Genomic DNA, 12,176 nt, shown 5'->3' on the forward strand with positions numbered 1-12,176 from the left:
TTTTGGCAAAAATCCGAAAACTGTACGTAATTCACACACAAGTTTTGCGCTTGATCCCAAGTTCAGGTGTATTATCCGCTAAGTTTGATTTTTACAAACAACGATAAAAAGATTAAGTTGCTGCAGGTAACCACACCTACAGCAGCTTTTTTTCATCTTAAAAACCAAACTAACTATATGAAAATTGTAATCGTAATAATTACACTACAAATTTACGTTAGGTTTAGTGGTTTTATAGCGACATGCAGTGTCCGAATTTAATAACTGGTATTGTGAAAGTTGTTCTGTGGGTGTTTTTACTGATGAAAACTTGTTAAGCGAGCTTTTTGTTTAAACTTCTGTTGAGTAAACCCATGGCAACATAGAGTACCGGAGAAATGAGTATTTCTTGAATGGAATGACAGAACAATTTGAGTTTAATACTGATGTCTGAAATAAGCCAATCGAAGAGTCCTAAACCTGTTAATATACACAAACCAGAGATGTGGACTATATGCCAAATAGAAGCCATCCAAGAGTCTTGAAGTTTGCCCAGATGGAAGGTGCCAATAAAGTAGATAGCCACTGTAGTAGCTAAGGTGATGCCATGCCTAAGTAGTCGAGAAATGGTGTGACTATGGTTGTTATCGGCAAAATAAATATAGTATAAGGAATATAGTACAATAATCATGACCAATCCTGAGATGAACCGTATGTTATCCGTTTTGTAGATTTTCATGATTTAAAGAGATTTTCCGGGCAAAAATGTACCAAATTAAAAATGATGTAGCGTAAATAACAGCTTTAAATAAATAATGATGCGCGAAATCAAAATAGTTATGGTAGTATTCACGTAAATAGATTAAACCTACGCATCGTAAAATATTAATGGCGTCTAGAACAATTAATCCTAATATAATATATTTTACTTTACGCCAAAACTTAGAAGGCATACAAATAATAAAGCCTATGTATAGAACCATGAGCTCTAAGCCATTGCAGGCATTGGCAATATTTAATATTTTTTTGTCATGATGATAAATTTCAGAGTAAAATTCATTTATAGCGTCTCCTGAATATGTGGAAGTTAGAATGGTGTTGTGATTTGTAAATTCAGTCATGTTTCCTAAGCTGTTTAATGCCAAAACAGAAAATTGTCCAACATGATTGGTTAAAAATTGTTGAGGGAAGGCAGAATCATGAATAAAGAGGTTATAGACTATTTCCCAAATAATGAAAAGTAATAAGGCTTTTCCTAAGAAAAGCCTTATTGGTAATGGAATTTTGTTTTTTAATCTCTTAAGCTTTGTCATGCTTTTCTTTGCGTAATTTTCTAACACCAAATGCAGCAGCTCCAAGTGCTAAAAGGCTTAAGCCGCCATCTAAAGGAATATTGTCGCCTGGTTCATCATTTCCACCATGATTACATGGTTGGTTACAACACTTTCTTTTTCTTTTAGGCCTTTCTCTTCCGTAGCCTGTGTTTTCTTTAAAATTATCGTTATAGCCACGTTTCCAAACGTCATTATTGACAACGGTTACAATAGCAAGCGATATTGGTGAAAAAGCAAGGTTTAAAGTAGTGAACTGTAGCTCTGATGACAGTGCTGAATTTGATTTGTAAGTTGTTGCGTTTAAATTAGCCGACATTGTAAATACAAGGATAATTGCACACACCTTAACAAAACTTAAAACGGAGGGTTTTTTGTTTTTCATAATGATAATGTTTAATTGATTAATAATAGCAAGATTAAAAATAATCAGGAATTTGATGCAATTTCTTATTTTTCTTATATTTTCGATAAAGGATGTTTTTTGTCCCTTAAGATGTAGTGAAAAGCAAATAAATCCGATAAACGGTAAGAGCCTTTTGTGTTACAATGGCTTAGTAATGTTTTGCTGTTCAGGTTAGTAGTATTTTTTTGATTAGTTAAAGAGCTAGTTTTATAGCCTCTATGTTTTTTTTAGAGTTACCAATAAAAATAGAATCATCTATAATAATTACAGGCCTGCTAAGAAAAGTATAATGCTCTAAGATGTAATGCCTAAAATCACGTTCGCTAAGGTTTTGGTTTTTTAAATCCATTTCCTTATAAAGTTTAGCGCGTTTGCTAAAAAGTGATTCGTAACTCCCTGAAAGCGATTTCATTTCATCCAATTGGTCGGCTGTGATGGGGTTTGACTTAATGTCTTGAAGCGTAAATTCAGAAGGTAAATTTAAATCTTTTAATATTCGGGTACATGTTGTACAGGTTTTTAGGTAATATACTTTTTTCATAATATGCTGTGTTTTGAAAAACAAATTAAAAGTATATTTATTGAAAAACTAAATTATAATGGATTTTACCTTTGATGTTCAGAAAAATATAAGAAAGATTTTTTGCGATGTTATTGAGAATAATAGCCTCAAGGTGATTTAAATCATGAAGAAGTTTATGAAATAAAAACCTTGTTATTTTCAGTATTTGAAAAAACCGAATCTGATTATAACTGTGGTCGCTTTAAAGATTTCAATGATTATACGGTAACAACTACAGGAAATACACTGCACAATATTAATGAGGCATTGCAATTCTCAGCCATCCATGAAGGCGTGCATTACGGCTATATCTTAGCTTTGCTAAAAGTTATTAAAAACTAGATAGGGCTGTACTTCATCAAAGGGGATTTTAAATTCGATAACCCCTTCAGAGTAGTCTGCAATTTCATACGTATTGTAAAGAAAGACGAGCCCATCTTCGGTATATGCAATGTTTTCAGGCCATGTAAACTCGTCTGGATTTGAAAGAATGTTTTTATCTTCAATGGCGTTTTGGTAGTAGGGTTTCGCTATTTTTTCTACGCCTTCCTTATCATTAAAGAGTTCTGAATTGCTTATAATGCTACCGTTTTGACTATTAAAATTTAAAAATGAAATTTTCAAGATGCCATGGGCTCCCCCGGTGTTTGTGTAAGCCGTTATAGAAGTACTTATAATCTGATCAGATTGATAGAGAACTTCACCGTCAATCTGGGCTTCCCAAATTTGTTGGGTTTTTGGGAAATCATTTTTAAAGGCTTCAAATTCATTGTTAAAAGCATCTATACTAGCGCCTATAGATTTGGCTTGAATACTGTTGCTGCTGCCTATCTGTAATGATTTTATAACGTGGTTTTCTATACGCGTATTTATAGGGTCAACAATTGATGCCTTTCCTTCTGCTTTTGGAATATTAATGGTGATGTTTTCGCTTGCTTTCGAAGCTAAATGGTTCTCTGTGAAGGTTATGGTGTATTCTTTTTCACAAGAAAAAAGCACGAAGAGTGTGAAAAATAGAAAGAGTTTTAAGTAGCGCATATACTGGGCGATGTTAATTTATCATAAAAGTAAAAATAGCATGTGATTACACCGCATAAAAAACTGTTTTTATGCTAAAAAAGATAATATGTTTAATCTGAAACTTGTGGTTTGTTTTCTAAGCTTATTTGCCGAAGATTAATTAAGGTAATAGATATAACCTAAACTAAGCCAAACTAAACTATCATTGTGCTTGTTTGATGATAAATCATGATCTAGTCCATCTACATTATCATCCATGAAAAACTGCCATCTGAAATCTAGCATTAAATCAGAAACACGAGATAATTTGTAGCGTACACCAACATTACTAACAACGGCCCAGCTACTCCCTGGAGAGGCATCAACAGATCCAGGTGCCCATCCTGAATAAAAATTACTTGGGTCGGTAACATCACCAATAGCGGTAGGATCTGGGTTGTTATAGTTTGTTTCTACTGTTGGGTTACGGTAGGTGTATTGAATACCAAGGCTTACAAACGGAGTGAATCTAAATCTATAACCTTGAAAATCTCTAATGCTTAAAGGGTAGTATTCAAGTTGCGTACCAATATTAAAATTTCTTGCAAGACCAGTATGCGCACGAAGTTTATCAGATTCAGCTGATGTTTTTGATGGGTCAACCCATTCACCGTGATGCTCTAAATGGACTCTGTTATATGAAATTTCATTACGAAGTTTGAAGTGGTCGTTAAAATAATTGTCGGCCGTATAACAGTTGCAATCTGCCTTATAAGAGAAATTCATATAGTGAACCAATCCAACACCAAAACCAGAATTCTTGAAGTTCGTGTCAAAATCTTCTCGTACTCCAAAGTCAGAACGCATTTCTACGTAGCCTGCAACAAGCCCTAACTCATGAGAGAAACCTAATTGTGCTTTAGCGGTTTGGATTAGAGAAAACAAACAAAAAGCAATGGCGGCGTATTTTGGTTTAAGCATAAAGAGCTTGGTTTGATTGAGTTATTTAGAACAAATATATAAAAACTGTGATTTAAAACAAACAATATAAAAATACCATAATTTAATTTAATCTCTACATTGAAGAATTTAAAATAAAAGCAATATATTTTTGAAGATAATGTATATTTGTTTTAAAATACTAATTATATAATAATTTAAAAACATTTATTGCGCTATGAAAAGTAAAGTTGAAGCTTTTTTAGATTTAGTAAAAGAACGAAATGGTCATGAGCCAGAATTTTTACAAGCAGTAGAGGAAGTTGCAGAGACTGTAATTCCATACATTGTTGAGCACGATATATATTACGGAAAGAATATTTTACTTAGAATGGTAGAGCCGGAACGGGTAATCATGTTTCGTGTTTGTTGGGTTGATGATGATGGAGAAATACAAGTAAATCGAGGTTATCGTGTTCAAATGAATTCGGCAATCGGTCCCTATAAAGGAGGTTTGCGTTTTCACCCAACAGTGAACTTAAGTATTTTAAAATTCTTAGCCTTTGAGCAAGTGTTTAAAAATAGTTTAACAACACTTCCAATGGGTGGTGGTAAAGGCGGTAGTGACTTTGATCCTAAAGGTAAAAGTGATAATGAAATCATGAGATTTTGCCATGCCTTTATGGGCGAATTATTTAGACATATTGGCCATAATACCGATGTCCCAGCTGGAGATATTGGTGTTGGTGCACGCGAAATTGGATTCCTTTTCGGGATGTATAAAAAAATAAGTAATGGATTTACAGGAGTTTTAACCGGAAAAGGCATGTCTTGGGGCGGTTCATTAATTAGACCAGAAGCTACAGGTTACGGAACGGTTTATTTTGCTCAAAAAATGCTAGAAACAAAAGGCGAGGAAATAGCTGGGAAAACCATTGTTATTTCAGGATCTGGTAATGTAGCACAATATGCTGCCGAAAAAATGATTCAGCTGGGAGGTAAAGTATTAACCTTATCGGATTCCTCAGGGTATATCCATGATGCCGATGGTATTGATGCTGAAAAGCTCGCTCATGTTATGGCCCTTAAAAATGTTAAAAGAGCTCGTATCAGTGCGTACTTAGAGACGTATCCAAATGCGACGTTTACAAAAGGAGAAACACCTTGGAGTGTACCTTGCGATATCGCACTGCCTTGTGCTACGCAAAATGAACTTCATGAAAAGGATGCTGATCTTTTACTTAAAAACGGTTGTATTTGTGTTGCTGAAGGCGCTAATATGCCATCAACAAAAGAGGCTATTGCAGCTTTCCATAAAGCTAAAATATTATTTTCTCCAGGAAAAGCTTCTAATGCCGGCGGTGTTGCTACTTCGGGTCTAGAAATGACACAAAATTCACTTCGTTTTAAATGGACAAGAGAAGAAGTTGATAATAAATTAAAAGATATTATGGGTGATATCCATAAATCATGTATTGAATATGGTACTGATGAAGACGGGTTTGTAGATTATGTACGAGGCGCTAATATTGCTGGTTTCGTAAAGGTTGCCGATGCCATGTTAGCTCAAGGTATTGTGTAGTAAATATCCTTTAAAATATAAAAAGCCTCCTAATTTTGGAGGCTTTTTTATTTAAGCATATGATTTTCAAGTTAAATTCGTTAGATATAAATATATTTGGAATTCAAAAATCATCCCATTGAAAAAAGTTATTCTACTTGTTTTTTGCTTATTGCCCCTGTTGCAATTTTCTCAAGATTTTTCCCAAACTTGGAAGGGTCATTTTTCATATCACAACATTAAAGCTGTTGCCCAAGGTAATGGTAAGATTTTTGCTGCTGCCGAAAATGCTGTTTTTTATACCGATCACCAAACTAATGAACTCGAAGAGCTTACTACTGTAAATGGTTTGTCTGGCGAAACGATTTCAACAATTTATTACAGTGAGATCTATGAGTTATTGGTTATTGGTTATGAAAATGGTTTAATGGAGGTAGTTTTTGATGAAGATTCTAAAGTATTAACTGTTGTTGATATTTTTGATAAAACGACGATTCAGCCTACCGAAAAAAGAATAAATCATTTTAGTAATTACCAAAATAGCTTATACATTGCTACTAATTATGGGGTTTCGGTATTTGATATGGAGCGCTTAGAGTTTGGTGATACTTATTTTATTGGCGCTAATGGTTCTCAAATCCCAGTCACTCAAACCGCGGTGTACGGAAATTATCTTTATGCGGCTTGTACTAATAATAACGGACTTAAACGTGCAGATGTTTCCAATTCAAATTTAATAGATTTCCAAAATTGGCAAACATTAAGCCCTGGTAGTTGGTTAGGGGTAGAGGCACAAGACGATAAATTATATGCTACAAATGCCGATAAAAAATTATATGAAGTTATAAATAATACTTCACTTACTGCATTAGCTACTTATGCCAATACACCCTTAGATTTACATGCCACGGCAGGCCAGTTAATAGTGACCACACAAAATGAGGTCTTTGTTTACGATTCTAATTTTAATACGATTGCTCAAGTTGGATTAGATCCGGAGTTTGCAACGCGTTATACCTCGGCTACAGTAGATGGCAATTATATTTACATAGGTAGCGAAGATTTTGGGATTCTAAAAACACCTGTAGCCAGTCCCACGACTTTTGAAGAAGTACATCCTGAAGGGCCCTTATTAAATAACCCTTTTGCTATAGAGGCTAGTGTTGATGGTTTGTGGGTGACCTTTGGTGAATATACTCAGTTTTACAATCCATATCCACTAAACAGTCGTGGTATGAGTCATTTAAAGTATGATGAGTGGATTAATACACCATATAGTGACGTGTTGGAAGCGAAGTGTTTAAACGCTATTGCTGTTCATCCTGAAAATCCGAACCAAGTTTTTGTAAGCTCCTTCTTTAGTGGGCTTTTAGAAGTTAATGATGACATTCCTAGCATTTTGTATGATGAGAGTAATAGCGGTTTGGAATCTTTGATTTTAGATAGCAACCCTAGCTATGTCGATATTAGAGTAGGGGTATCTGCATTTGATGACAACGGACTTTTATGGACTTTGTCGGGCTTAATTGATAGGCCGCTTAAATCGTTTAATTTGAGTAATAATCAGTGGAATTCTTATGATTTTACCGCTATTATTGGAGATAGTTCAACCGATAACCTTGGTTATGCCGATTTAGTGATAGGTGCAGATCAAGTCAAGTGGATTGCTACTTTTGATTTTGGTGTTATAGGTTTTCAAGAAAACGGCAATAACCCATTACTGAAAAGTGTTTATACCGAAGCCTCAAATATGCCTTCAGTTACGGCTACAGCATTGGCTTTAGATCAAAGAAATCAACTGTGGATAGGTACAGCTAACGGCTTGCGGGTGCTGTATAATACCTCTAATTTTTTCACCGAAGATATTCGTGTTGATGAAATTGTCATTGAAGAAGATGGTGTAGCTAAAGAGTTGCTCTTTCAGCAGAATATCACGGCTATTGAAGTTGATGGTTCTAATAATAAATGGGTGGCTACTGCCGATGCTGGATTGTTTTACTTTTCGCCAGACGGCCAAAATACAATCTTTCATTTTACAAAAACCAATTCACCTTTGCCATCAAATACGGTGTTAGATTTGTCTATTGATAGTGATAAAGGCATTGTTTATATCGCTACCGAGAAAGGGTTGGTGTCTTTTCTATCAGGAGGTTCTAGTCCCGATGAAAATTTAGATGAGGCTTTTGCCTACCCCAATCCGGTGCGCCCAGGATTTGACTTGCTTGATAAAAAGGTTAAAATCAAAGGTATTTCTGAAAATGTCAATATAAAAATCACCGATATTGAAGGGAATCTCGTTGCTGAAGCTCAGTCTAAAACTAACCAGCGTTACAGCGGTTATAATTTAGAAATTGATGGGGGAACCGCTTATTGGAACGGAAAAAACCTAGCTAATAATACCGTTGCTTCAGGAGTATATTTATTGATGCTTGCTGATTTAGATACTTTTGAAACGAAAGTTATAAAATTAATGGTTGTTCGCTAATGATCATCACAACCAACGCCATTGTATTATCTAAGTTAAAATACAGAGACAATGACCTTATCGTGAAGTGTTTTACTCAAGAAAAAGGCGTTATAAGTTTTCTGCTTAGAGGTATTTTAAAAAGTAAAAAATCCCAAAACAAAGCGGCTTATTTTCAGCCCTTATCACAAATTCAAATTGTTATAGACTACAAGTCAAACCGGTCATTGCAAACTATAAAGGAAACTAAGCTGACTGTGATTTATTCCAGCCTACATTCTCACGTGCTAAAGAGTTCGATTGTTTTGTTTTTATCTGAAGTTTTAAGTAGTACTCTACACGAAGAAGAAGCCGATGAAGCCCTTTTTAGTTATTTAGAAAATACTTTATTGTGGCTAGATAGTCAATCGGAATACGCCAATTTTCACTTATTATTTTTGCTGAAGCTCACTAAGTATTTAGGTTTTTATCCTGATACAAGGGCTATTGAACTCCCAAATTTCAACCTAAACGAAGGGAGGTTTGAGTTAAAACCCGTTTTTAAACACAATATGGCAGGGCCGAATGTGTTGCTGTTAAAACAGCTTTTAGAAACCCCATTTGATGCCTTACCAGATATTAAAATAAATGCCACACAACGGCAATCTTTTTTAAGCGCTATGCTAATTTATTTCGAATTGCACCTAGGCAGTTTCAAGCGCCCGAAATCTTTGCAGGTTTTTAATCAGGTTTTTGGCTGAAAAGTGAGATGTTAAATGCGATAAGATGCGTGTTTACGATGTTTTAAAGAGCAAAGAGCAAACAGTAAAGAGTAAAGAGTAAAGAGTAAAGAATCACGATTATCTGTAGTACAGCCAACAATTACACTGTTCCACAAATAAATTCTTCAACGCATAAACACGCTTAACGTTTTCCCTTCTTAACCACAACCTCACCGCTAGCCAGTTCAATTTGAGCTATGAAAATTGGGCTTAAATCGGGAAGGAAATAAGTTTTCGATAGGCCTCCTCCTTGTAAATTGTACAGTTTTTGCCCTAGGATGTTGAAAATTTGAATGTTATTGATGGCTTGTTTAGCCGATTTAAATTGGATGTTGTTGTGCTCTAATTGTATAATCTGTATTTGGTTGAAGGAGCTAAACCCTTCCGCCGAAAGGCTGTTAGTGTCAAAAGCAATTTCAAAACGTGCGTTAAATTCGCCGGGTTCAGAAGTAAATGTATAGTGTGAATCTGATAATTGGTATGTGGTGTTGAGTAAATGATCTTTTAAAATAAGCTTGTTTGTAGAAAGAAAATCGCCTTCAAATTGGCCAAGTTCAAGTTTGTAAATGGTAGACGCATCCATTTTTGTACTAAAACCTAGCTTGATTGGGGTGTTGTTGTGAATGCTGTTGATGTCTTTGCCTTGAATGACATATTTTTTGGAGTTTTCTGGAATTAAGGAATAGAGAATAGTATTGAAATTTTGATTCACTACACGAGTGGCATCATAAGCCAAGCCGTCATCACCTTCGGTGGCCCCGTTAACGTAGGCAATTAAAATCTGACTAAAAATGCCGTGGTTTGTTGTGAGGTTTATCCATAATTTGTTTTCTGAAGTTTTAGTTGACCCTTGTAGTTTTTCTTGTTTTAAAAATTGAGAATTGCTAGAGTTGTCTGCCATACGCATGGCATTGGTAAAAGTGACGCTGCCATTACTGACTGCTGGAATAAAAAAACCTTGACCAGAAGCGACATATTTATTAGGAATTATGCCGCTAGCTCCAGCAGCACCACCAGAGCCAATAGTGAAGGTGGCATAGTCGTTTTGATGAAAATTAGATTGTTGGTTCCCGGGGTATGAATTATGGGGTGCGGTGGCATGCGACCAAAAATAGGCGGCGCCATCAATAACCGCCGAATTGGCTTGCTGAAAGGCTACAAAATCTATAGCAGAAGGGTAGGGGTTCCCAATCAAATTCCACGGAATGCCTCGATTGCTCGGGTTTTTGTTGATGTTTGTAGAAATATCACCTGTGTTAAAAACACCTTCAAAGCTCACATTGTGGGTGGCGGGATAGGTGAGTACACGGCTAGACATACAAGCGTAACCTGCACCTGGTGTCATGCTGTGGTTTCCTGGAACAACCTGCCAATCGTCACCATTGTCGTCAATATCATCGCCATCATTATCAATAAAATTTTCAGAACTGAAGGCATAGCTTCTATGGCTATCAACATTGGGGAAGGCATGGTCTATAATTTCTTCTTTTACCGGCGAACTCCAATAGGTGTAATAATACCATGCATTTTTTATGGGAGAGACTTTGTTAACTTGAGCGTTTCCGGAGGTGTGTATCGTGAAAATGGCGTCTGTATTATTTTGAACAAAATTGCCTTTTGTTTCAACAATTAAATGACCGTTTATCATAACATTATTTTGAACTTCTACAAAGCTGTTGTTTTCTACGGTGAGTGTAGCTCCGGTAGCAATGTTTAGGTTACAAGCTTTGAAACTTCCTAGATTGGTACTGTAATCTGTTAAAATCTGTACTTCTGAAGTTAAATCTGGTGTGGCGCTCCATCCATTAAGGTCATAAACAATACTTGTTATGCAAGCGGTGGGGGTGCTACAAGTGAAAGAACAGGGTGCAATTGTTATAACTCCATTAGATCGGGTCCAGTTTGAGGCTTGTACGGCATCAGCTAAAATCAAGTGTTTATTAGAAGTTGTGGTACAGTTGTAACTGCCGTTTTCATAATTCCCCATATCCATAGCATTTACGCCATCGGTTAATCCTGCAGGGACACCGCTGCGATTGGCTGTGACTTGGGCGTCGGTTTCTGCCCAGCCCAAATCATTTCCAAAATGAATGGCGTATAAAAAAGTTGGGGTTTGTTCGCTCCCTTGAAACACTGAAATTTCATCGCCAGAAGTTTCGTTGAGTGTAAAACCAAGTTCCGATTCAATGGCCGTCCCAATAGTTGCTGAATAGGTGTTTTCTATGATGTGCCCTGTATCTGAAATGGTTATTGATGTTCCGCAAGGTAAATCGCTTGTGGCGGACCAGGTTACAATGCCTTCACCTATGGCGGAAAATTTATCGCCTGAAGGTAACCAGCTTTTATCGGTAAAATGAATTTCGGTGCCACTAGATACATCGGTTAATAATGCGAATGAAAATTTGTCGGGGTTTACTGAAACGACATGTGTAATCACTATGTCTCCTTCGGTTAAAGAGGTTTGGGAAAAGCCTAAATGAAGAAGCATAAGATTTAGGCAGGTTAAGATGAATTTTTTCAATGTTTGGTTTTTGGAGTCTTTTGCGAGAGGAACTAAAAACTGGTTTTTAAATCTTTTTATTCAATTGTTAATTTATCCTTGTTATTTTTGGCGGGCTATGCAATCAAAAAAAACATATACCGTACAAGAAGCCACTAAAAAACTGGAGCATTATTGTGCTTATCAAGAGCGTTGTCATCAAGAAGTGCGCAAAAAGTTGGTGTCTATGTCAATGATACCCGAAGCTATCGATATGATTATTGTCCATCTTTTAGATCAAAATTTCCTTAACGAATCCCGTTATGCCAAAGCTTTTGTACGTGGTAAATTCCGAATAAAACACTGGGGGCGCCACCGTTTAATTTCAGAATTAAAACAGAAAGACATTTCAAAATTCAATATCACTCAGGCCTTAGCTGAAATTGATGATGATGAATATCTCACTGTGCTTTCCGAATTATCGGAAAAACGAGCGAATTTAATAAAAGAAGACAATACTTACAAAAAACGTAAGAAATTTATAGATTATTTTTTGTATCGTGGCTGGGAGTCACACTTGGTTTATGAGAAGGCGCATGAGTTTATTGCTTGATAGCGAAAAATGAAAAATGAATAATGAAAAGGGAAAAATTAGGTATTAAAATTTGTACGTCCCTGATATAGGTTGACCATAA

At 35.9% G+C, this 12,176-nt stretch carries 12 protein-coding genes; 5 read left to right on the forward strand and 7 right to left on the reverse strand.

The window, feature by feature from the left end; genetic code table 11:
* Positions 1 to 313 precede the first annotated feature (313 nt).
* From F6U93_RS11215 to F6U93_RS11230, 4 genes are all read right to left on the reverse strand, one after another.
* Positions 314 to 718: a hypothetical protein gene (locus F6U93_RS11215; RefSeq protein WP_150939836.1), complete on the reverse strand. Its 405-nt coding sequence runs from the start codon at positions 716 to 718 to the stop codon at positions 314 to 316.
* Complete coding sequence (locus tag F6U93_RS11220; protein WP_150939837.1) at positions 696 to 1,292, reverse strand: archaeosortase/exosortase family protein; 597 nt, start codon at positions 1,290 to 1,292, stop codon at positions 696 to 698. Before F6U93_RS11220 ends, F6U93_RS11215 begins: the two co-directional genes overlap by 23 nt.
* Positions 1,279 to 1,695 carry a PID-CTERM protein-sorting domain-containing protein gene (locus F6U93_RS11225; protein ID WP_150939839.1) on the reverse strand — a complete coding sequence of 139 codons (417 nt, stop codon included), beginning with the start codon at positions 1,693 to 1,695 and terminating at the stop codon, positions 1,279 to 1,281. The genes F6U93_RS11220 and F6U93_RS11225 overlap by 14 nt, the downstream gene beginning before the upstream one ends.
* Before the next feature lie 214 nt (positions 1,696 to 1,909).
* The gene (locus tag F6U93_RS11230) at positions 1,910 to 2,257 is read right to left on the reverse strand and encodes an arsenate reductase family protein (RefSeq protein WP_150939841.1); all 348 of its coding nucleotides are present in this window, start codon (positions 2,255 to 2,257) and stop codon (positions 1,910 to 1,912) included.
* A 171-nt stretch (positions 2,258 to 2,428) separates the two neighbouring features.
* On the opposite strand from F6U93_RS11230, the gene F6U93_RS11235 reads away from it, so the two are divergent.
* Positions 2,429 to 2,620: a hypothetical protein gene (locus F6U93_RS11235; protein WP_150939843.1), complete on the forward strand. Its 192-nt coding sequence runs from the start codon at positions 2,429 to 2,431 to the stop codon at positions 2,618 to 2,620.
* On the opposite strand, the gene F6U93_RS11240 is transcribed toward F6U93_RS11235, so the two are convergent.
* Both F6U93_RS11240 and F6U93_RS11245 read right to left on the reverse strand, forming a co-directional pair.
* Positions 2,600 to 3,316 carry a DUF3298 and DUF4163 domain-containing protein gene (locus F6U93_RS11240; RefSeq protein ID WP_150939845.1) on the reverse strand — a complete coding sequence of 239 codons (717 nt, stop codon included), beginning with the start codon at positions 3,314 to 3,316 and terminating at the stop codon, positions 2,600 to 2,602. The genes F6U93_RS11235 and F6U93_RS11240 overlap by 21 nt on opposite strands.
* Before the next feature lie 138 nt (positions 3,317 to 3,454).
* Positions 3,455 to 4,258: a THC0290_0291 family protein gene (locus tag F6U93_RS11245; protein ID WP_150939847.1), complete on the reverse strand. Its 804-nt coding sequence runs from the start codon at positions 4,256 to 4,258 to the stop codon at positions 3,455 to 3,457.
* A gap of 196 nt (positions 4,259 to 4,454) precedes the next feature.
* On the opposite strand from F6U93_RS11245, the gene gdhA reads away from it, so the two are divergent.
* From gdhA to recO, 3 genes are all read left to right on the forward strand, one after another.
* Positions 4,455 to 5,798 (forward strand): NADP-specific glutamate dehydrogenase, encoded by a 1,344-nt coding sequence (gdhA, locus tag F6U93_RS11250; RefSeq protein ID WP_150939849.1) that lies wholly within the window; start codon positions 4,455 to 4,457, stop codon positions 5,796 to 5,798.
* 118 nt (positions 5,799 to 5,916) lie between these two features.
* A complete protein-coding gene (gene porZ / locus F6U93_RS11255) occupies positions 5,917 to 8,262 on the forward strand; it encodes a type IX secretion system anionic LPS delivery protein PorZ (RefSeq protein ID WP_225312680.1) in 2,346 nt (781 codons plus the stop codon).
* A complete protein-coding gene (gene recO, locus F6U93_RS11260) occupies positions 8,262 to 8,981 on the forward strand; it encodes a DNA repair protein RecO (RefSeq protein WP_150939853.1) in 720 nt (239 codons plus the stop codon). The genes porZ and recO overlap by 1 nt, the downstream gene beginning before the upstream one ends.
* 163 nt (positions 8,982 to 9,144) lie before the next feature.
* Here the strand turns inward: recO and F6U93_RS11265 are convergent, their stop codons facing one another.
* Positions 9,145 to 11,490, reverse strand: a complete 2,346-nt coding sequence (locus F6U93_RS11265) for a hypothetical protein (protein ID WP_150939855.1) — start codon at positions 11,488 to 11,490, stop codon at positions 9,145 to 9,147.
* Positions 11,491 to 11,620: 130 nt separating this feature from the next.
* On the opposite strand from F6U93_RS11265, the gene F6U93_RS11270 reads away from it, so the two are divergent.
* The gene (locus F6U93_RS11270; RefSeq protein WP_150939857.1) at positions 11,621 to 12,094 is read left to right on the forward strand and encodes a regulatory protein RecX; all 474 of its coding nucleotides are present in this window, start codon (positions 11,621 to 11,623) and stop codon (positions 12,092 to 12,094) included.
* The last annotated feature ends 82 nt before the right edge of the window (positions 12,095 to 12,176 follow it).

Source organism: Pseudotamlana haliotis (assembly GCF_008806375.1).
Taxonomy (GTDB): Bacteria; Bacteroidota; Bacteroidia; order Flavobacteriales; family Flavobacteriaceae; genus Pseudotamlana; species Pseudotamlana haliotis.